The 21,720-nt window shown below is 34.3% G+C and carries 24 protein-coding genes; 21 read left to right on the top strand and 3 right to left on the bottom strand.

Annotation, left to right across the window (positions count from 1 at the left end; translation table 11 throughout):
• The first annotated feature begins 9 nt into the window (after positions 1-9).
• The 5 genes from FLP_RS20790 (at position 10) to FLP_RS20770 (ending at position 3,722) form a co-directional block, all read left to right on the top strand.
• On the top strand, positions 10-741 hold the full coding sequence (locus FLP_RS20790; protein ID WP_065451424.1) for an MIP/aquaporin family protein: 732 nt from the start codon (positions 10-12) through the stop codon (positions 739-741).
• Between the two features lie 50 nt (positions 742-791).
• A complete protein-coding gene (locus FLP_RS20785; RefSeq protein ID WP_243397503.1) occupies positions 792-1,529 on the top strand; it encodes a hypothetical protein in 738 nt (245 codons plus the stop codon).
• 496 nt (positions 1,530-2,025) lie between these two features.
• On the top strand, positions 2,026-2,487 hold the full coding sequence (locus FLP_RS20780; protein WP_065451422.1) for a MarR family winged helix-turn-helix transcriptional regulator: 462 nt from the start codon (positions 2,026-2,028) through the stop codon (positions 2,485-2,487).
• Positions 2,488-2,491: 4 nt separating this feature from the next.
• Complete coding sequence (locus FLP_RS20775) at positions 2,492-3,124, top strand: NAD(P)H-dependent oxidoreductase (protein ID WP_065451421.1); 633 nt, start codon at positions 2,492-2,494, stop codon at positions 3,122-3,124.
• A gap of 31 nt (positions 3,125-3,155) precedes the next feature.
• Positions 3,156-3,722 (top strand): YceI family protein, encoded by a 567-nt coding sequence (locus FLP_RS20770; RefSeq protein ID WP_065451420.1) that lies wholly within the window; start codon positions 3,156-3,158, stop codon positions 3,720-3,722.
• A 90-nt stretch (positions 3,723-3,812) separates the two neighbouring features.
• Here the strand turns inward: FLP_RS20770 and FLP_RS20765 are convergent, their stop codons facing one another.
• Both FLP_RS20765 and FLP_RS20760 read right to left on the bottom strand, forming a co-directional pair.
• Positions 3,813-4,130 carry a type II toxin-antitoxin system RelE/ParE family toxin gene (locus FLP_RS20765; protein ID WP_065451419.1) on the bottom strand — a complete coding sequence of 106 codons (318 nt, stop codon included), beginning with the start codon at positions 4,128-4,130 and terminating at the stop codon, positions 3,813-3,815.
• Complete coding sequence (locus FLP_RS20760; protein ID WP_065451418.1) at positions 4,121-4,357, bottom strand: hypothetical protein; 237 nt, start codon at positions 4,355-4,357, stop codon at positions 4,121-4,123. The genes FLP_RS20765 and FLP_RS20760 overlap by 10 nt, the downstream gene beginning before the upstream one ends.
• A 227-nt stretch (positions 4,358-4,584) precedes the next feature.
• Between FLP_RS20760 and FLP_RS20755 the strand changes: the two genes are divergently transcribed.
• The 16 genes from FLP_RS20755 (at position 4,585) to FLP_RS20680 (ending at position 20,370) form a co-directional block, all read left to right on the top strand.
• Positions 4,585-5,865 carry a hypothetical protein gene (locus FLP_RS20755; protein ID WP_065451417.1) on the top strand — a complete coding sequence of 427 codons (1,281 nt, stop codon included), beginning with the start codon at positions 4,585-4,587 and terminating at the stop codon, positions 5,863-5,865.
• 295 nt (positions 5,866-6,160) lie between these two features.
• Positions 6,161-7,561 (top strand): anthranilate synthase component I family protein, encoded by a 1,401-nt coding sequence (locus FLP_RS20750; RefSeq protein WP_065451416.1) that lies wholly within the window; start codon positions 6,161-6,163, stop codon positions 7,559-7,561.
• A gap of 202 nt (positions 7,562-7,763) precedes the next feature.
• Positions 7,764-8,207 carry a hypothetical protein gene (locus FLP_RS20745; protein ID WP_065451415.1) on the top strand — a complete coding sequence of 148 codons (444 nt, stop codon included), beginning with the start codon at positions 7,764-7,766 and terminating at the stop codon, positions 8,205-8,207.
• A gap of 83 nt (positions 8,208-8,290) precedes the next feature.
• On the top strand, positions 8,291-8,857 hold the full coding sequence (locus tag FLP_RS20740) for an anthranilate synthase component II (protein ID WP_065451414.1): 567 nt from the start codon (positions 8,291-8,293) through the stop codon (positions 8,855-8,857).
• Between the two features lie 76 nt (positions 8,858-8,933).
• Positions 8,934-9,338: a GNAT family N-acetyltransferase gene (locus tag FLP_RS20735; RefSeq protein WP_065451413.1), complete on the top strand. Its 405-nt coding sequence runs from the start codon at positions 8,934-8,936 to the stop codon at positions 9,336-9,338.
• Positions 9,339-9,471: 133 nt separating this feature from the next.
• Positions 9,472-10,464 (top strand): anthranilate phosphoribosyltransferase, encoded by a 993-nt coding sequence (trpD, locus tag FLP_RS20730; protein WP_065451412.1) that lies wholly within the window; start codon positions 9,472-9,474, stop codon positions 10,462-10,464.
• An 81-nt stretch (positions 10,465-10,545) separates the two neighbouring features.
• Positions 10,546-11,331 (top strand): indole-3-glycerol phosphate synthase TrpC, encoded by a 786-nt coding sequence (trpC, locus tag FLP_RS20725; RefSeq protein ID WP_065451411.1) that lies wholly within the window; start codon positions 10,546-10,548, stop codon positions 11,329-11,331.
• Positions 11,332-11,497: 166 nt separating this feature from the next.
• Positions 11,498-12,130, top strand: coding sequence for a phosphoribosylanthranilate isomerase (locus FLP_RS20720; RefSeq protein WP_065451410.1), 633 nt, complete (start codon positions 11,498-11,500; stop codon positions 12,128-12,130).
• An 11-nt stretch (positions 12,131-12,141) separates the two neighbouring features.
• Complete coding sequence (trpB, locus tag FLP_RS20715) at positions 12,142-13,323, top strand: tryptophan synthase subunit beta (RefSeq protein ID WP_065451409.1); 1,182 nt, start codon at positions 12,142-12,144, stop codon at positions 13,321-13,323.
• Positions 13,324-13,346: 23 nt separating this feature from the next.
• A complete protein-coding gene (locus tag FLP_RS20710) occupies positions 13,347-13,667 on the top strand; it encodes a gamma-glutamylcyclotransferase family protein (protein WP_065451408.1) in 321 nt (106 codons plus the stop codon).
• Positions 13,668-13,675: 8 nt separating this feature from the next.
• Positions 13,676-14,413 (top strand): carbon-nitrogen hydrolase family protein, encoded by a 738-nt coding sequence (locus tag FLP_RS20705; RefSeq protein WP_065451407.1) that lies wholly within the window; start codon positions 13,676-13,678, stop codon positions 14,411-14,413.
• Positions 14,414-14,650: 237 nt separating this feature from the next.
• Positions 14,651-15,412: a tryptophan synthase subunit alpha gene (gene trpA, locus FLP_RS20700; protein WP_065451406.1), complete on the top strand. Its 762-nt coding sequence runs from the start codon at positions 14,651-14,653 to the stop codon at positions 15,410-15,412.
• A gap of 336 nt (positions 15,413-15,748) precedes the next feature.
• Positions 15,749-16,378, top strand: a complete 630-nt coding sequence (locus FLP_RS20695) for a TetR/AcrR family transcriptional regulator (protein ID WP_065451405.1) — start codon at positions 15,749-15,751, stop codon at positions 16,376-16,378.
• Positions 16,368-17,687 (top strand): TolC family protein, encoded by a 1,320-nt coding sequence (locus tag FLP_RS20690; protein WP_065451404.1) that lies wholly within the window; start codon positions 16,368-16,370, stop codon positions 17,685-17,687. The genes FLP_RS20695 and FLP_RS20690 overlap by 11 nt, the downstream gene beginning before the upstream one ends.
• A 12-nt stretch (positions 17,688-17,699) precedes the next feature.
• Complete coding sequence (locus FLP_RS20685; RefSeq protein WP_065451403.1) at positions 17,700-18,779, top strand: HlyD family secretion protein; 1,080 nt, start codon at positions 17,700-17,702, stop codon at positions 18,777-18,779.
• A gap of 4 nt (positions 18,780-18,783) precedes the next feature.
• Positions 18,784-20,370 carry a DHA2 family efflux MFS transporter permease subunit gene (locus tag FLP_RS20680; protein WP_065451402.1) on the top strand — a complete coding sequence of 529 codons (1,587 nt, stop codon included), beginning with the start codon at positions 18,784-18,786 and terminating at the stop codon, positions 20,368-20,370.
• Positions 20,371-20,558: 188 nt separating this feature from the next.
• Here FLP_RS20680 and yaaA read toward each other — a convergent pair whose 3' ends face one another.
• Positions 20,559-21,317 (bottom strand): peroxide stress protein YaaA, encoded by a 759-nt coding sequence (gene yaaA, locus FLP_RS20675; protein WP_065451401.1) that lies wholly within the window; start codon positions 21,315-21,317, stop codon positions 20,559-20,561.
• Positions 21,318-21,720 lie beyond the last annotated feature (403 nt).

The raw sequence follows: 21,720 nt of genomic DNA, 5'->3' as shown, positions 1-21,720 counted from the left end.
ATAAACATTATGACTCCCTTTATAGCAGAAATTTTAGGCACAATGGTAATGATTTTATTAGGAAATGGCGTTGTAGCAAACGTGAACCTAAAAGGTACCAACGGAAACAGTTCAGGTTGGATTGTAATTACTACCGCGTGGGCATTTGCCGTTTTTGTAGGCGTAACTATTGCAGGGCCTGTTAGTGGGGCACACTTAAATCCTGTTGTTACACTTGGGTTGGCACTTATAGGAAAGTTTAGCTGGAGCTTAGTTCCTACTTATATCCTTGGTGAAATGATTGGTGCAATGTTAGGTGCTTTTTTAGTGTGGTTATCACATAAGGATCATTTTGCCGCAACAGAAGATGAAGGCGCAAAACTTTCCTGTTTTTCTACAGGACCTGCCATCAAAAATAATGTTTCGAATTTGCTTAGTGAAGCAATTGCAACTTTTGTTTTGATTTTTTCGATCTTTTACATTGCAGGACCAAGCCTCAATATTGCCAGTGATACCAATGCAGCAATTGGTTTAGGAACTATAGGTGCGCTTCCTGTTGCTATAGTCGTATGGGCAATTGGTTTATCATTAGGAGGTACGACCGGATACGCCATAAACCCTGCAAGAGATTTAGGACCAAGGATTATGCATGCTATTTTACCTATAAAAGGAAGCAGTAATTGGGGATACGCCTGGATACCTATTGTAGGCCCAATAATTGGAGCTTCGCTGGCTGCTGCATTATATCTTACTCTTAATTAACATCATCTTCTTTTAATATAAGAAATTTTATGAAAAATCTTTTTCTTTCTATGATAATAATCATAGGACTAGCTGGCTATGCTCAGGAAACAACGCCAGAAAGCAAAGAACCAAGCCGATTAAATTTTAATGTTACTCTTGCAACCAGTCATCTCTGGAGAGGATTAATTATAAGCCCAAGCATGACTGCTATGGGAGATATTCATTATACTTTTGATAAAAAACGAAACTTTTCGGTTGGGGTTTGGGGCGGTAATAGCTTTGATGGTAAATATACTGAGGTCGATTATTACGTTCAATACAAACATAAAGGACTCACAATTGGTTTGTGGGATTTGTTCAATACTACAAATGTGGAACATCCGGAAGTTTTTAATTATGATAAAAATACTACGACGCACCTTATTGATTTGAGAACTTCATATCGTTTTCCTGAGGCATTTCCTTTACGAATTGAAGCTGATATTATTCTTTATGGAAATGATAAGGAATTACAACCTGATCTTGATTATAAAAACAGATACTCCACTTATGTAGAGTTAGGCTATCCGTTGATAAAAAATGATCAGATCACATTAGATACATATATAGGTGCAGGATTTTCGCTTGACGGAAAATCAAATCTGTATTCATCGAATACAGATCATAATTTCAACATCGTCAATGCAGGTTTTAAAGCTTCGAAGGATATTTCGATATTTCAATATAAACTTCCTGTTTTTGCAGGCATTATGTGGAATCCGGCTGAAAAATATACTCGTATGCAATTAGGGGTTTCGTTATTTTAAAAACCGAAACAATTATTTCTTTATAAAACCCGACAAGTCTTTATGACCTGTCGGGTTTCTTGTATACTAAATTCGCATGAGGGATAGAAGCTAATCCGCCGCGGCGGACCGGATAGCCCGACAGCATCCCGATAAGAGGGCGTATACGCGCAAAGTAAATTTGCCCTCTTATCGGGATGGTGGCATGCCCTGATGTTTAATTTTAGATTTTTGAGTTTAGATTTTAGATTTCTGAATTACTTACATATTTGGATTGATAAGAACTTGTCAAAATTTTAAACTTTGGCAAAGTTGAGATTAGCAACTTTATATTTTAGTTAAATATCAAATAAACAGGATTTTAGATTGAAAAAATAAAGTATTTTTATACTAATTATATAGAGTTTATGAACCCGCATTTTGTTATTATTTGAATTAACAAAAAATTAACACAACATTTGTATGTACAACTATTAAAAGATATACATTTGTATATACAAATTATACACTTACGACTATGACAATTGAAGAGGTTATAAAAAGTACAGTTAAGATGGATAATGCGAAAAAAGTTATTCTGAATATCATGTACACGCAAAACGTGATTCAGGATCATTTCAACGAGTTGATAAAACCGTATGATCTATCCGGAGAACAGTACAATGTGTTACGTATATTAAGAGGACAAAAAGGAAATCCTGCTAATATGTGTGTCATACAGGAACGTATGCTGGCTAAAACAAGTAATACAACCCGATTGGTAGACAAATTATTATTAAAGGATTTTGTTACCAGAAATGTTTGCCCTGGCAATAGACGCAAAATTGAAGTTTTAATCACCCAAAAGGGATTAGATGTTTTGAAAGAATTAGACCCGAAGGTAGATGAACACGAGCGTGCATTTGCTGAGAATATAAGTCCTGAAGAATTAGAATTACTAAATAAATTATTAGAAAAATACCGAACCGAACAAAATTAATTTTATGAGCACATTATTAGACAATCTAAATTGGAGATATGCAACAAAAAAATTTGATGCAACAAAAAAAATATCTTCAGAAGATTTAAATACTTTAAAAGAAGCTGTTAGACTGGCTGCTTCTTCATACGGATTACAACCTTATAAAGTTGTGATCGTAGAAAATCCTGAAATTAGAGAACAATTGAAAGCTGCTGCTTACGGTCAGACTCAAATTACAGATGCTTCTCAACTTTTTATTTTTGCTAATGACTTAAATGCCGGACCAGAATCTGTAGCTGCTTATATTAAAAACATTAGCGAAACAAGAGGAATTCCTACTGAAGCTTTAGGCGGATTTGCAGATATGATGAATGGTGTGATTTCGAACTTATCACAAGATGCTAAAAATATCTGGACAGCAAAACAAACTTATATTGCTTTAGGAACTTTATTAGCTGCTGCTGCTGATTTGAAAATCGACGCAACTCCAATGGAAGGTTTTAATCCTGCTGCATTCAATGAAATCTTAGGTTTCGACAAATTAGGCTTAAACGCATCAGTAATTGCTACTGTTGGTTACAGACATGATGAGGACGACACTCAACACTACAAAAAAGTTAGAAAATCTCACGAAGAATTATTTATCACTATATAATTATTATTAATCCAAAATCAATTTTAACAACATGAAAAATTTAAAAACAATTGCAATAGCATTATTCGTAGCAGCGGCTAGTATTTCAGTAAATGCTCAAACTAAAAAAATCGACGTAAAAGCATCTACTATCAAATGGGTAGGTAAAAAAGTAACTGGAGAGCACTCTGGAACTGTAAACTTTAAAGACGGAGCTGTAGTATTTAAAGGAAAAAAATTAACTGGTGGTTCTTTTACTGTTGATATGACTTCTTTGACTGCAACTGATTTAACTGGAGAATACCAAGGGAAATTAAACGGTCACTTAAAAGCTGACGATTTCTTTGGAACTGACAAATTCCCAACTGCAAAATTAGTTTTCAAAACTATTGGAGCTAAATCTACTGATGTTTACACAGTAACTGCTGATTTGACTATCAAAGGAATTACTAAACCTGTAACTTTTGACATCGCTGTAGCTGGAAACACTGCAACTACTGCTTTCAAAGTTGACAGAACTAAATATGACATCAAATACAACTCTGGTAACTTCTTCGAAAACTTAGGAGACAAAACTATCAATGATGATTTCGAATTGACTGTAGCTTTAAAATTCTAATATTTTAAAATTCACACACAATTCTTACTATTATAAGAAAAACCCCAATGGTTCAAAACTATTGGGGTTTCTTTTTATTATTTACTATTTTTACTTCGTCCTTTTTATGTTTATTGGATCCTGACGGGTATCAAATACGTCCAGAATTTCAACTGAATTTTTCTCTAAATTTATCCAATAGATAATTTTATAATTTTTAAAAATTAAATAACGAATTTCTTTTGGATTATTAATTAGAAGATCTTCTTTTTGCCCAATTAAAGGCTGGTGTTTTAATTTTAGTGTCTCTTTTGTAATTCTCAAAACAAGTTTTCTTGCGACATCTATATTTGCTTCTTTTTTATAATAATCAAAAATACTTTTCAACTCTTTTTTAGCAAAATCAGTCCAATCAATTTTCAACTCCATTTCTCAATTTCAGAAATTAATTGATCGGATCCTGTTACACGTCCATTTTTGGAATCTTCTAAAGAATCAGAAATCCTTTTGCTAAAATCAGAAATTGACATTGGCTTTAATTCAGAGTCAATTTTAGTTTCTTTCTTCAATAATTTTTCAAACTGAGAAATAGCTTTCTCGCTTTCAAGTTTCAGAAAGTCTCTAATAAAAATCACTTTTCGAGTATCTAAATCCATCACATTTTATTTTTATCAAAGTTACAAATTATCTTTAAATGAAAATTTAATTGCAAATAATTTTAAAATCGCTATTCTGTAAAGTCCGCAATCTTATTTCCTTTCAAAAAGATAACATCCTTAATATTCACATAACACTTTCGTAATAACATCTAAGACTTTGATTAACATTGGCCTTCTAATTTTGGACTAATTAAAAAACAAAACTAGAAATCAAAATTATAGTTATGAAAGCAAAAATACATATTGCAATTATTACTCTTCTAAGTACCCTATTTTTACAAGCCCAACAACAACCTAAAGGAATTATTGGCAACTCAAACTGGATGGGCAACTGGACCAATTTTAAGCCAGCAAATACTGAATATAACGAAGCAACAAACATTATTGCCGGCACTATAGACAAAGATACCAAGTTATTAAAACGAAATACATACCAGTTAGTGGGTGTTGTTTATGTAACAAAAAATGCCGTTTTGACCATTGAACCAGGAACTGTTATTCGCGGAGACGACAAAACTTGCGGGACACTTGTAATAACGAATGGTGCAAAAATTATGGCCGAAGGATTAGAAACCGATCCTATTATTTTTACTTCGAATAAGGAAATTGCTGACAGGAAACCCGGAGACTGGGGCGGAATTATTGTCCTTGGAAAAGCACCAATTAACACCATTGGCGGCGTACATACCTTACCTTTTGATCTGGAACCAATGCTGAATCATTATGGAGGTCAGGATGCCGAAGATAATTCAGGGATTTTAAAATATGTAAGAATTGAATATTCCGGAAGGAAACTGAGTGCTGCCAAAGAACTTAACGGACTTTCGCTAGCCGGAGTGGGCAGAAAAACAGTTTTAAGCAATATCCAGATTAGTTTTTCTAACGATGATTCTTTCGAATGTTATGGTGGAGATTTAAACATGAACAACCTAGTTTCATACAGAACTACCGATGATGATTTTGATTTTACACAAGGAGCTCAAATCAATATTAGCAACAGTATCGCTATTCGCCATCCTTTTTCATCAGATATTTCAGGTTCAAGATGTTTTGAGGTAGATTCTTATGACAAAATTGGAAATACGGATATGACCAAAAAAATTACTAAAATAACGGCCAGCAACATTACTTTGGTAAACATGGAAGAAAACAATCAGGGACTTGTACGTGAGTCTGTTTACGTTAGAGAAAATACTTTATTTACTTTATCAAACAGTATCGTTTCAGGTTTTTCTCCGTTTGTTTTATTGGAAGGAAATATTGGAAATGGTGATGTTAATTTAGCTAAAATTGCATTTAAAAACTTAATCGTTAACAATTGTAATGGCGGAATTGTAAGCGAAGCAGGTGGTGCAAATGCATCACTTCAAAAATTCTACAGCAATCCTGATTTCGAAATAAATTATACAAAGCTCAAAAACAACGAATTGTTTACAACGCCCAATATCAAAGGAAATCCGGATTTTAGGATGAACCAAAACAACACAATTGCGATTGGAAATTAGCTCTTTAAAGTAATTTAAAACAGTAGAATTTAACAAATTTTAAAATTTAGAAAAGATTTTTTTGAAATTTTATGTATTCTAATCCAATTTACATTTATATCTTTGTCACATCAAAATAAGAAAATGAAAACATTAATGAACAATACTTGGTGGTGGAAGAATTTACGTCAAACGTCGTGAACTAAGCTTCCTATGGTATTTTCAAAACTATAAATATAAAAGGCTTGTCATCACGACAAGCCTTTTTTTTTGGCCGAAACTAAAGCAAATATTCTAAAAATTAAAACTATATACATTGAAACCTTTTATACTCAACACACACTACAAACAAATTCTGGCAGACACCATCACGCCGGTAAGTATTTATTTTAAAATCAGAGATAAATTTCCAAATAGTTTACTCCTTGAAAGTAGTGATTATCACGGAAATGATAACAGTTTCTCTTATGTTTGCTGCAACCCGATTGCGACAATTAAAATTGAAAACGAAATTATCTCCAAAACTTTTCCTGACGGAACTACCGAACAAATTGCAATTGATTCTTCGACGAATATTCCACAAGTAATTCAGGAATTTTCGAGCCAGTTTAAATCAGAGAAAAATGATTTTAAATTCATTAATAATGGTTTATTTGGATACATTTCTTACGATGCTGTTCGTTATTTTGAGAAAGTTTCGATTGCTAAAAAAGACACAGCTACTTTAATTCCTGACGTTTTTTATGCCGTTTATCAAAACATTATTGCGATCAATCATTTTAAAAATGAAGCTTACATTTTTTGTCATAGTGTTGATGGAAGAAACAACATTTCTGAAATTGAGCAATTATTGCAATCAAGAAACATTGCTTCTTATAAATTCGCAAAAGAAGGCGAAGGTTTTTCAAACCTGACTGATGAAGAATTCAAACACAATGTGGCCTTAGCTAAAAAACACTGTTTCCGTGGCGATGTGTTTCAATTGGTTTTATCACGTCGTTTTACACAAGGTTTCAAAGGCGACGAATTCAATGTTTACAGAGCATTACGCAGTATCAATCCATCTCCTTATTTATTCTTTTTTGATTATGGAGATTTTAAAATATTTGGGTCTTCGCCCGAAGCTCAAATTATAGTAAAAAACAGAAAAGCTGAAATTCATCCCATCGCCGGAACGTTCAAAAGAACCGGAAATGACGAGCATGATGCGGTTTTAGCCAAACAACTTTCTGAAGATAAAAAAGAAAATAGCGAACACGTAATGTTAGTTGATTTGGCCAGAAACGATTTAAGCAGAAACGGACATGATGTAAATGTTGAGAAATATAGAGAAGTTCAGTTTTTCTCGCATGTAATTCACTTAGTTTCTAAAGTTACCGGACATTTACATGAGAAAGCTACAACGATGCAAGTAGTTGCCGATACTTTCCCGGCAGGAACTTTAAGTGGCGCACCAAAACACAGAGCGATGCAATTAATCGAAGATTACGAAAAAACAAATCGTAATTTCTACGGAGGAGCAATTGGCTTCATGGATTTTGAAGGAAATTTTAACCATGCGATCATGATTAGAACTTTTTTAAGTAAAAACCACCAATTGCATTGCCAGGCCGGCGCCGGAATTGTTGCCAGCTCAGATGAAGAAAGCGAAATGCAGGAAGTTTATAATAAATTAAGAGCGTTGAATACAGCCTTAGAAATGGCGGAGAAAATATAATTTCTTTTGTTTCAGGTTTCAAGTTTCAAGTTGTTGGAACGTGGAAACAGAATGATCTGCAATGTCTCCCAAGGTTGAAACCTTGGGCCATGTTTGAAAAGCAAATTAAAAGAAATGCTATATAAAAATAGCCAACGGTTTCAACCGTTGGAGACAAAGAGTAGCAAAAACCTAACAATTAACAAACAAACCACAAACAATCATGAAAAAAGCATTATCAATTCTAGTTTTAATCATTACTATAGCGTCCTGCAATTCAGAAAAAAAAGAGAATCCACTTGAAGGAACCTGGCGTCTGATATCAGCAGAAACGACAGAAAAAGATTCGACTTTCTCGACTTTCAATCCAAAAACAAAAATGATTAAAATTATAAATGATACTCATTTTGCTTTTTTTAATCATGATTTGAATAATGGAAAAGACAGCACAGCAGCCGTATTTTTTGGTGGAGGCGGAAAATATACTTTGAAAGACAGTGTGTACACCGAAAATCTGGAATATTTCAACAACCGTCAATGGGAAAATGGCAAATTTGAGTTCGTAGTAAAAATTAAAAACGACACACTAACTCAAAAAGGAATCGAAAAAGTAGAAAAATTAGGAATCAATCGAATCATTACAGAAAAATACGTTCGAGAAAAATAAAAATTAGTTTTCAGTCTCAGTTTACAGTCTCAGTTTGAGGACTTAGTAACTCAGAAACTTAGCAACTTAGCAACTCAAAAAAAATGAAAAAAATATTAGTTATAGACAATTACGATAGTTTCACTTATAATTTAGTGCACTATTTAGAAGATTTAAACTGCGAAGTAACCGTTTACAGAAACGACGAATTTGATATTGACGAAATCGCTTCTTTCGATAAGATATTACTTTCTCCGGGGCCTGGAATTCCGGACGAAGCAGGTTTATTAAAAGAAGTAATTCAGAAATACGGACCAACAAAAAGCATTTTAGGTGTTTGTTTGGGACAACAAGCCATTGGAGAAGTTTTTGGCGGAACGCTTTCAAACCTTGACAAAGTGTACCACGGAGTTGCTACGAACGTAAAAACGGTAGTTTCTGATGAAATTTTGTTTGAAGGATTAGGAAATGAATTCGAAGTAGGAAGATACCATTCCTGGGTTGTTGATGCTAATCTACCAGACGTTTTAGAAGCCACTTCAATAGACGAAAATGGACAAATTATGTCACTGAGACACAAAACTTATGATGTGAGAGGCGTTCAGTTTCACCCGGAAAGTGTGTTGACACCAAAAGGGAAATTGATCTTGGAGAATTGGATAAAGAGCTAGTACTCAGTCTCAGTTTACAGTCACAGTTCAAAACCTTAGTCCCATAGAATCTTAGCAACTTAGAACATTAAAAAAAATGATAAATATTTCAGAAACCAAAGAAATCAACATTGAAGACATCTTGATTTTATACAAAGCCAACGAATGGAGTTCGGCCAACAAACCAAACGAATTATACAATGGTCTTTTAAATTCCGAAACTTTAATTACGGCTTGGGAAGGGACAAAACTAGTCGGACTTGGGAATGCGATTTCTGATGGATTTTTGACTGTTTATTATCCGCATTTATTGGTACTTCCGGACTATCAGGGAAAAGGAATTGGAAAAATGATTGTAGATAAAATGCAGGAGAAATACAGTCACTTTCACATGCAGATGTTAACTGCAGACGGAAAAGCAGTTGACTTTTATAAAAAAAACGGATTTGAAAGAGCCGGAAAAACAGAACCCATGTGGATTTATCAAGGAAATGAACATTAAAAAGCAGTATTCAGTGTTCAGAGTTTTTAGTATTCAGTCACAGTTTTCAGTCGCAGAATTAACTTGAAACCTGAAACCTGAAACAAAAACTTAGAACCTTAGTATCTCAGAATCTTAGCAACTTAAAAAAAAAATGAAAACTATATTAAATAAATTAATCAACCACGAAGTGCTTTCTAAAGAAGAAGCCAAAGACGTATTGATTAATATCTCAAGTGGAAATTATAATTCAAGTCAGATTTCGGCATTTTTGACCGTATTTATGATGCGCAGTATTACTATTGATGAGCTTTCAGGCTTTCGCGAAGCATTATTAGAATTATGCATTCGTGTTGATTTATCAGCTTACAATACTATCGATTTATGCGGAACGGGTGGCGATGGAAAAGATACTTTCAACATCTCAACTTTAGCTTCTTTTATATCAGCAGGAGCTGGAATTAAAGTTGCCAAACACGGAAATTACGGCGTATCCTCTATTTCAGGATCAAGCAACGTGATGGAAAAAATGGGAATTAAATTCAGCAATGACGCTTCGTTTTTAGAAAAATGCATCGACAAAGCCGGAATTTGCGTTTTACATGCTCCCCTATTTCACCCGGCAATGAAAAATGTTGGGCCAATCAGAAAAGAACTGGCAGTAAAAACGTTCTTCAATATGTTGGGACCAATGGTAAATCCGTCGTTTCCACAGAATCAATTAGTTGGTGTTTTCAATTTGGAATTAGCCAGAATGTATGCTTATTTATATCAAAATACGGATATCAATTTTACCATTTTACATTCCCTTGATGGATATGACGAAATTTCCTTAACAGGTCCAACCAAAACAATAACATCACACATGGAAGGAATGTTGAAACCAGAAGATTTTGGAGTTAGGCTTTTATCTCAAACCGAAATTGAAGGTGGAAAAACGATTGAAGAATCAGCAGAAATGTTCACTAACATTATTTCAGGAAAAGGAACAGAAGCACAGAATAATGTCGTTATGGCCAACGCTGCAATGGCAATTGCAACCGTTACAAAATGTTCTCCGTTAGAAGGATTTGAATTGGCAAAAGAAAGTCTTTTTTCAGGAAAAGGCTTAAAGGCACTACAAACATTACAGGAATTAAGTAAGTAATTTAGTTTCAAGTTTTCTTTGTTTCAGGTTTCAAGTTGTTGGGATCTGAAACTTGAAACCTGAAACCTGAAACAAAGAAATATGAATATTTTAGATAGAATCATAGTTGACAAACAAAGGGAAGTCGTTCTTAAGAAATCAATCATTCCGGTTTCACAATTGGAAAGTTCAGTGTTTTTTGAAAGGGAAACGATTTCATTGAGTCAGAAATTGAGAACAAGTTCAACAGGAATAATTGCAGAACACAAACGCCGTTCTCCTTCAAAATCAGTGATCAATCATAGTTTTACGGTTGAAGAAGTGGTGAAAGGATATGAAACTGCAGGTGCTTGCGGAATTTCGGTTTTAACTGACGGGAAATATTTCGGAGGTTCTTTAGACGATTTACTTTTGGCAAGAGCGAGTGTGAATATTCCGCTTTTGCGAAAAGAATTTATTGTTGATGAATACCAAATCCTAGAAGCCAAAGCTTTTGGAGCCGATTTAATTTTATTAATCGCCGCGGTTTTAACTCGTGAAGAAATCAAATCATTATCTCAATTTGCAAAGAAATTAGGTTTAGAAGTTTTATTGGAAGTTCACAATCAGGAAGAATTAGAAAAATCGATTATGCCGAGTTTAGACATGATTGGCGTGAACAACAGAAACCTAAAAACTTTTGAAGTAAGTTTAGATTTCAGCAAACAGCTGGCATCGCAAATTCCAGATGAATTCGTCAAAGTTTCAGAAAGCGGCATCTCATCAATCGAAGCCATTTCAGAATTAAGACCTTACGGCTACAGCGGATTCTTAATTGGAGAAAACTTCATGAAAACCGATAACGCAGGCGAGGCCGCAACAGAATTTATTAAAAATTTGAGCGTATAAAAAAATAGCCACGAATTCACGAATTTATTTATTATCATTCGTGAATTGCATCGCCTGTTCACTATCGTTCGGGTCGTGGCGAAAAAACTTTGCGCCATTGAACCTTCGTGGCAAAAAACAAAAAAACTTAGTGTCTTAGCGCCTTCGTGGCAAAAACAACAACAAAATGAAACTCAAAATATGCGGAATGAAATATCCTGAAAACATACTCGAAGTAGGCGCACTCCTACCCGATTATATGGGATTTATTTTCTGGGAAAAATCCGCAAGATACTTTAACGGAGAAATTCCGGAACTGATAGCAACTGTCAAAAAAGTGGGCGTTTTTGTAAATCAGTCTCAGGAAGAAATTCTGGAGAAAGTGGCAAAATATAATTTACAAGCCGTTCAATTACACGGAAATGAATCTGTTGAATTTTTATCAGAATTAAAAAAAGAATTACCAAAGAAAGTCCAAATCATAAAAGCATTTTCTGCAGATAATGATTTTGATTTTGAAACCATAAAACCTTTCGAAGCAGTTTCCGATTTTTTCCTTTTTGATACAAAAGGAAAACTGCCAGGCGGCAACGGAACCACATTTGACTGGACGATATTAAAAAAATACAAGTCTGAAAAACCATTCTTTTTGAGTGGCGGCATCGGAATAAACGAATTAAAAGCCATTGAAGAGATATCAAAAACCAATTTACCTATTTATGCTATCGATGTAAATAGTAAATTTGAAATCGAACCGGGGCTGAAAAACAAAAATCTATTTAGCAATTTCAAACGAAAATTTGATGTTGCCAACTTTTAAACATAAACGAAATGAACTTTAACGTTAACGAAAAAGGATATTATGGAGAATTTGGAGGCGCTTTCATTCCCGAAATGCTGTATCCGAATGTAGAAGAATTGCGTCAGAATTATTTAAAAATAACGAGCGAACCCGATTTTAAAGCGGAGTTTGACCAGTTATTAAAGGATTACGTTGGACGCCCTAGTCCACTTTATTTTGCTAAGCGTTTATCTGAAAAATACAATACCAAAGTCTATCTAAAAAGAGAAGACTTAAATCATACCGGCGCACATAAAGTCAACAATACAATCGGGCAAATATTAGTTGCAAAAAAATTAGGCAAAAAAAGAATTATTGCTGAAACCGGAGCTGGACAACACGGAGTTGCAACGGCCACAGTTTGCGCTTTAATGGGAATGGAATGTATCGTTTATATGGGCGAGATCGACATTGCACGTCAGGCTCCAAATGTTGCCCGTATGAAAATGTTAGGAGCTGAAGTTCGTCCGGCACTTTCAGGTTCAAAAACGTTGAAGGATGCTACCAACGAAGCAATTCGCGACTGGATCAATAATCCGGTTGACACCCATTATATTATTGGATCAGCTATTGGACCACATCCTTACCCGGATATGGTGACACGTTTTCAAAGTGTAATTTCCGAAGAAATAAAATGGCAGCTAAAAGAAAAAGAAGGGCGTGAAAATCCCGATTATGTTGTAGCTTGCATCGGTGGTGGAAGTAACGCTGCCGGAACTTATTATCACTTTTTGCATGAGCCAGAAGTTGGAATTATAGCAGTCGAAGCAGCCGGAAGAGGTGTCGACAGCGGTCATAGTGCGGCAACAAGCAAATTAGGAAAAGTAGGCGTTATTCACGGTTGTAAAACCCTTTTGATGCAGACGCCAGACGGACAGATTACAGAACCGTATTCGATTTCTGCAGGTTTAGATTATCCGGGAGTTGGCCCAATGCACGCGCATTTGGCACAAACAGGACGCGGGGAATTTTTCTCTGTTACTGATGATGATGCGATGAATGCAGGCTTACAATTAACAAAATTAGAAGGAATTATTCCGGCGATCGAAAGTGCGCATGCTTTTGCCGTTTTAGATCAAAAGAAATTTAAACCGACAGATGTTGTAGTTATAAGTCTTTCAGGGCGTGGCGATAAAGATTTAGACAATTATATTGAATATTTTAAGTTGTAAAATAAAACGAGAAAATCATAATTATGACAAAGTTATTCTCATACGGAACATTAAGATCGAAACAAATTCAGATGCAGCTTTTTAATAAAGTTTTAAATGGCACTAAAGATCAGCTTTTGGGCCACAAACTGAAAAGTCTTCAGATAGAAGAAGAATTTGGAATGGCGGATTATGTCGTGGCCGTACCAACAGAAGATGCTTCAGATCCTATTCATGGTGTTGCTTTTAATATTTCGGCTTCGGATTTAGCGAAAGTTGACATATTCGAATCTAATGCTTACAAAAGAGTTCAGGTCACGTTGAAGTCCGGAACAGCTGCCTGGGTTTATATAGAAAATAAATAAAATTCGATATGATTTTAGCAGCAGCACAAACAAAACCAACACGAGGAGATATCGGAGCTAATTTATTAGATCACTATCGTCTTATCGATTTGGTTGTGCAAAACGGAGCGCAATTAATCGCATTTCCTGAATTATCAATTACAGGTTATGAAAGAGAACATGCTCAAAAACTGGCTTTCAAAAAAGACGATTCCCGATTGGATCATTTGCAACAACTGGCTGTTGAAAATAATATTATTATTGTTGCCGGCGCGCCAATTAAGGTAGAATCTCAATTATTTATAGGAGAATTTGTTATTTCTCCGGACAATTCGGTTGCAGTTTATACGAAGCAGTTTTTGCACGAAGGTGAGGATGAGTTCTTTCAATCTTCTTTCGATTATAATCCGATGATTACAATTGAGAATCAAAAGATTTCATTTGCCATTTGTGCTGATATTGATAATCCGCTGCATCCTGAAAACGCTTGTAAGAGAGCAACTGATATTTACATTGCCAGTATTTTCTTTACACCAAACGGAATTCCAAATGCATATCGAGATTTGCAAAGCTATGCTGAGAAACATAAAATGAATGTTTTGATGTCTAATTTTAGTGGAGAATCCTGGGGTTATCCATCGGCAGGACAAAGTGCTTTTTGGAATAAAAAAGGTGAATTGGCTGGACAAATGAATGACTCGGATTCAGGAATTTTATTAGCAGAGAATAATAATGATAATTGGACAACTCGAGTTGTGACGATTTAGATATAATGCCACAGATTGCACAGATTAACGATTTTATTTCACGCAGATTTGGCAGATTAGAGCAGATTTAAAAAAGATCTGCGCAAATCAGCTTAAATCTATTTAAAATCTGCGTGAAATAAATTTCCAGCAATCAGTGAGAATCTTTTATCCCGATAGCTATCGGGAGTGGCAAAAAAATAACTTAATAAATACCTACAAGGTTTTGAAACCTTGCAGGAGAAAAACATATAAGAAATGAACAGAATAACTCAAAAATTACAAGAAGATAAAAAGATACTTTCTATTTACTTTTCTGCCGGATATCCTAACTTAAATGACACCGTTCAGATTATTCAGGATTTAGAAAAAAATGGCGTTGACTTAATCGAAATTGGTTTGCCTTTTAGTGATCCTTTGGCTGATGGACCAACGATTCAGGCGAGTTCTACAACCGCGCTTCATAACGGAATGACGACTCAAATTCTTTTCGATCAGCTGAAGAACATCCGCGAAAGCGTGAAAATTCCGTTGATTATTATGGGTTATTTTAATCCTATGCTACAATATGGCGTTGAAGCATTCTGTAAAAAATGTTCGGAAATAGGCATTGACGGATTAATTATTCCGGATTTACCGGTTGATGTTTATGCGGATGAATACAAAGCGATTTTCGAAAAATACGGCTTAATCAATGTGTTTTTAATTACGCCTCAAACATCTGACGAACGTATTCGTTTTATCGACAGCGTTTCAAACGGATTTATTTATATGGTAAGTTCTGCAAGTGTAACAGGATCTCAATCTGGTTTTGGAAACGTTCAGGAAGATTATTTCGAAAGAATTTCAAATATGAACCTTAAAAACCCACAAATTATTGGTTTCGGAATTTCGAATAAAGAAACGTTTACTCAGGCAACGAAATATGCAAAAGGCGCTATTATTGGAAGTGCTTTTATTAAGCATTTGAGTGAAAGTGGTAGTGGAAAGATTAATGAATTTGTTGGCGAGATTCGATAAAAATCCCTTTTCTTAAAACAATCCGTGACATAGTTTGTCATTTCGACAGATGAGAAATCTCCGCGAGAAACTCGACAATGATTGGATTATCTTTACGGAGTTACTTACGAAGATTCCTCCTCCGTCGGAATGACAAGATTGTATAAAACACGTAGCTGAAATAATATCCTTTATAATATTATTTCAGCTTTTTTTGTAAATAAACACTAGCTTTAAAGCATAATATTAGCCTAAAATCACTACAAGGTTTTCTGTTAATATTATGTTAAAATAAAATTAAACGACTGTTTAATTTAAACGCTTGTTTAATTTTGTACCCGATTTAGAAACAATACCATGTCACACATCGAATTAAACGATAAAAAAATTCAAATTCTTGAGGTTGCTGAGAAGTTATTCTCTGAAAAAGGATTCGAAGGGACTTCTATACGAGACATCTCAAAACATGCAAAAATAAATATTGCGATGGTTTCGTATTATTTTGGTTCTAAAGAAAGACTGCTTGAAGCTTTAATTATCTACAAAACTTCTGATTTAAAATTACAACTCGAAAATTTATTACAGGAAAATCTCGAACCTATCGAAAAAGTCAATAAATTAATCGAAATTTACATTAACAGAATAAGTTGTAACAAAGGGATTTTCAGAGTGTTGCATTTTGAAATCAACGCAAAAAAAAGAGAAAAAAGTTTTATTGCTTTTACAGAATTAAAAAAAGGAAATCTAAAATCTGTTGAGAGTATTATTGCTCAGGGTCAGGCTAAAGGAGTTTTCAGGAAAGATGTTATTATCCCGCTTATCACTCCAACAATTATTGGAACCTTTTTTCACTTTCATATGAATAAACCTTTCTTCGAAGATTTACTCAATTTAAAAACAGAGGAAATGTATAATGATTACATTAAAACCAGTCTTACAAAGCACATTCAACAAACTATAAAAGCGCTACTTGTTTATGAAAATTAATCCATTATTGCTCTTTGGTGTTTTCTTCATCGGAATCTCATCAATAGAAGCACAAGAAAAAACAAGTTTAACCTTAGACGAAGCCGTGAAGTTGGCTTGGGAAAAAAGTAACGAAGTTACGCTTGCCAGTACTAAGGTAAACACAAAAAAGTACGAATTACAAGAGGTTAAAAACAATCAGTATCCTGATATTAAAGTTTCCGGTCAATACCAACGCCTTACAAAAGCGTCGATAGATATGCCAAATCAGGGCGAAAGTGCCTCTTTGGCCTCTCCTGACAGAGCAATGATTGGAATGGCAAATTTAAGCTTGCCTCTTTTTGCAGGATTTAAAATTCAAAATAGCATTAACGCATATGATAATTTATATGAAGCTGAAAATGCAAATGCTGCTAAAACAAAAGAAGATGTTGCGTTAAGAGTGATTACTTACTATACAGCGCTATACAAAGCTCAAAAAACCCTGGATGTTTTAAATGAAAATCAAAAAAGCGCTAAACAGCGTGTTACTGATTTTACAGAATTAGAGAAAAACGGAATCATCCCGAGAAATGATTTATTAAAGTCACAATTATTAGTTTCAAAAACGCAATTATCGATTGATGAAGCTACTAACAACCTTAATAACATCAACTTTTATCTTACTACTTTACTTAAGTTAGATCCTGCTACAAAACTTCAGGTTAATGAAGCTGATTTCTTTAATTTAAAAACGAGTAATGCACCAACATCTGACGTTTTAGCACTAGAAAACAGAAAAGATTTAGAAGCTATTCGTTTTCAGCAAAAAGCTTCGGAAGCCAATATTAAAGTAGCAAGAGCAGCATACTATCCTACATTAGCATTACTTGGTGGTTACACTGCCTTAGATCTAAAAGATATTATTACTGTAAAATATGCAATGAACTTTGGTTTGGGTTTAACGTACGACATCTCTGGAATTTACAAAAACAGTGCTCATGTAAGAGAAGCTGAAAGCAGAGCCATGGAAGTTAAAAACACAGAAGCTGTAATGACAGACCGTATTAAAGTTGAAGTTCAAAAATCTATTGAAGATTATGACCTGGCTATTAATCAAAGTGTAGTTTATGACGAAGCGCTTCAACAGGCATCTGAAAATTACAGACTTGTAAAAGATAAGTTCGACAATGGTTTAGCAGATACCAATGATTTGGTTGAAGCCGATGTTGAACAATTAAGCGCTAAGATCAATACAGCTGTATCTAAAGCAACAATTATTCAAAAATATTACGAATTACTTTCAGTATCAGGACAATTATCACAATCATTCAATCTTTCTAAAATATAATCGATAGCTCTCATGGAAAAGAAAAAAACAAATACTAAATTCATCATTATACTAACCGTGTTGGTTTTAGTGGGCGGAACTTACGGAATAACAAAATACATGCACTCCTTAGCCCACGAAGAAACTGATGATGCTCAGATCGAGAAAAAAATGAATCCAATTATTCCTAGAGTATCTGGATATATTAGTAAAGTGTATGTAAAAGATAATGACTTTGTAAAAAAAGGAGATACTTTATTTACTATTGACAAAAGAGATTACCAATTAAAAATCGATGAAGCAAATGCTGCATTATTAGGTGCTGAAGGTCAATACGAAGCTGCAAAAGCAGATATTGGAAGTGCTAATGCAAATATTTCAGTTTCTGATGCTCAAATGAGATCTGCAACTGGTTCTATCGAAAGTGCTAAAATTAGATTGAGACAAATTACTAACGATTATAACCGTTACAATAATTTATACAAAACGCACACGATTACAAAACAACAATATGAGCAAGCGTTATCTGCAAAAGATGAAGCTGAAAATCAGGTTCGTGTTTTAGAGCAACAACAAAGAGCAAGTTCTTACCAAAAATCAGTAATTCAGTCAAAGTCTAAAGTTTCTGACAAACAAACTGAAGTTGCTGCTGCAAATATAAAAAGAGCTAAAACAATGTTGGATGTTGCTCATTTAAACTTAACGTATACTGTTGTAACTGCAGCAATTGACGGTCAGGTTTCTAAAGTAGATATTCAGCCAGGACAATTGGTTCAACCGGGACAATCTTTATTTTATATCATCAATAATAATGAAGCTTGGGTTGTAGCAAACTTTAAAGAAACACAATTAAACAAAATGGTTGTGGGACAAAAAGTAAGCTTAAAAGTAGATGCTTATCCTAACTACGAATTCAAAGGTACCTTAACTTCATTTTCTCCTGCAACAGGATCACGTTTTTCATTATTACCTCCTGATAACGCAACAGGTAACTTCGTAAAAACAATTCAGAGATTACCGGTAAAAATTAATTTGGATGCATCAAACGATCCTGAAAAAGTAAAATTACTAAGACCGGGAATGAATGTTGACGTAGATGTACATTTAAAATAAAATAATGACAGCAGTACAAGGAGACGACGATTTAGTAGAATACGGTTACAGACGTGTAATTATTACGATTACTGCAGTACTTTGTGCACTGCTGGAAATTGTAGATACCACGATTGTAAACGTAGCACTAACAGACATGCGAGGTAGCCTTGGTGCTACTTTGACTGATGTGGCTTGGGTAATTACAGCATACGCAATTGCGAATGTTATTGTAATTCCGATGACGAGTTGGCTTTCGCAGCAATTTGGAAGACGTAACTATTTTGTGGCTTCTATCATAATATTTACAGTCTGCTCCTTTTTGTGCGGTAATGCCAGTAATATTTGGGAACTTGTAGCTTTTAGGTTTGTACAAGGTATGGGTGGTGGTGCCTTACTGGTAACAGCCCAAACCATTATAACCGAAAGTTACCCCGTAGCAAAACGTGGTATGGCGCAAGCTATTTACGGTATGGGTGTAATTGTTGGTCCAACTTTAGGTCCGCCTTTAGGAGGATATTTAGTAGATAATTATTCCTGGCCTTATATATTTTATATCAATATTCCGTTGGGTATTATTGCTACTATTCTGGCGATTACTTTCGTAAGAAGTCCAAAATACGGAGAGAAATTAAAAGCAAATCAGGTTGACTGGTGGGGAATTATATTATTAGCCGCTTTTATTGGTTCATTACAATTCGTTCTGGAACACGGACAACAAGATGATTGGTTTAATGATTCGCTAATTGTAACTTTAAGTGTGGTTACTGTTCTTGGATTGGTATTGTTTATCTGGAGAGAGCTTACTTATAAACATCCAATTGTAAATTTAAGTGTTTTAAAAGATGGAAATTTAAGAATTGGAACCGTAATGTGTTTTATTCTTGGCTTCGGTTTATACGGATCTACTTTGATCATCCCGATTTATACGCAATCTATTTTAGGATGGACCGCAACTGATGCCGGATTATTATTGATTCCGGGTTCGATTACAACAGCGATCATGATGCCATTTGTTGGTAATATGATTCAAAAAGGTGTTCCGCAAGGATATATGGTGGGAGTAGGATTTTTAATTTTCTTCTTTTTTACCTTTATGATGCGCAACCGTCTTACACCTGATACAGGAGTTGAACATATGTACTGGCCTTTGATTTTAAGAGGAGTTGGTTTAGGATTACTTTTTGTACCTATTACAACACTTTCCCTTTCTACATTAAAAGGAAAACATATTGGTGAAGGAGCTGCTTTTACCGGAATGATGAGACAATTAGGAGGTTCATTTGGTATTGCAATCATTACTACTTTTATCACTCGTTTAAGCCAGGAACACAGGGTTAATTTATTAACAAATTTAGATCCTGCCAATTACCAAGTTCAACAACGTATAATAGGAATGCAGAGAGCTTTTGAAGCAAAAGGTTATAGTGCGGATGTTGCTCTTAAAAAAGCCTATCAGGCAATAGATTACGCCGTTTTAAAACAAAGCACAGTAATGTCGTACATGGATATATTCATGTATTTGGGAATCATGTTCTTATTCTGTATACCAATTATTCTTTTCATTAAAAAAGGAAAAAACAAAATTAATCCTGCTGATGCAATGCATTAATAATAATTGATTTATAATACGAAAAAGCCGGGCTACTTATTTAGTCCGGCTTTTTTTATTTAATAATAACAATGGCATAATCCAAAGGGATTAAAATCCCTCCCTACAATATAGCTCGAGTCTCCGACTCTCTACTAAAAATCTTAGAACCTCAGCATCTTAGAATCTTAGAACCTCCTCAAAAAAACCTACCTTGTAAACACCAAATGATTTCCATCAGAAAGATTGGCATCAAAACCATATCCATCATAATCGAAACCTTTAAGATCATCAATAGTTTCGGCATTCGTATCGATAATATAACGTACCATCATACCTCTCGCCTTTTTTGCGAAAAAGCTGATGATTTTTAATTTTCCATCCTTATAATCTTTAAAATCCGGAGTAATTACAGGAACTTTTAAAGCCTTAACATCAACTGCAGAGAAATATTCGTTACTCGCTAAATTCACAAACAATTCTCCTTTTTCTAATTCTTTGTTTAAAGCTTTTGTAACAGTTGGTTTCCAGAATTCATGCAGATTTTTATATTCACCAATTGGTAATTTTGTCCCCATTTCTAAACGGTACGCCTGCATTAAATCTAATGGTTTTAAAACGCCATAAAGACCGGATAAAATTCTAAGCTTATTTTGTAAAACCTCTATTTTCTCTAACGGAATTGTATAAGCATCCAATCCCGTATATACATCTCCATCAAAAGTATAAATGGCCGGACGTGCGTTTTCAGGTGTAAAAGGAGTTTTCCAATCCTGATTTCTTTTCCAGTTTAAATCTGATAATTTATCTGAAATCGACATTAAGTCTGATAATTCAGCTGGCTTTTTTTCTTTTAAAACTTTATGAACCTGACGCGCTTCCTTTAAAAAAGCAGGTTCTGTATATTGAGGAGTTGGTAATTCTTTTTCGAAATTTAATGACTTCGCCGGCGATATAACAATTTTCATGTGTGCATTTTTATAGGATTCAAAAATACAAATTGAAATTTTAAAAATATGTTATTACAATTGATTTGTTTGATAGGTATATAAATCAACCAGACGGATGTTTTTTTTTCGCCACGAATTCACGAATTTCTTTTTTTATTGATTATGATTCGTGAAATTCAGCGTGAAGTCTTTTGTTTTAATAAAATTTGATACCTGAAACTATGAATTTGTTCAAAAAAGTAAACGATAGATTGTAATAGGCATTTTCTATGTTGTAAATTTGCGGCTATAAAATTCCAAATAACATTTCAATATAAAATTGAAAGTTGCATTCTAAATATTAGCCACGAATTCACGAATTAACTTTTTAATCATTAATTTAAAAAAATTCGTGAATTCGTGGCGAAAAAAAAATTAGAGT

The organism is Flavobacterium piscis, assembly GCF_001686925.1.
In the GTDB taxonomy this organism is placed as follows: Bacteria; Bacteroidota; Bacteroidia; order Flavobacteriales; family Flavobacteriaceae; genus Flavobacterium; species Flavobacterium piscis.
This window is presented reverse-complemented; position numbering and strand designations above follow the sequence as displayed.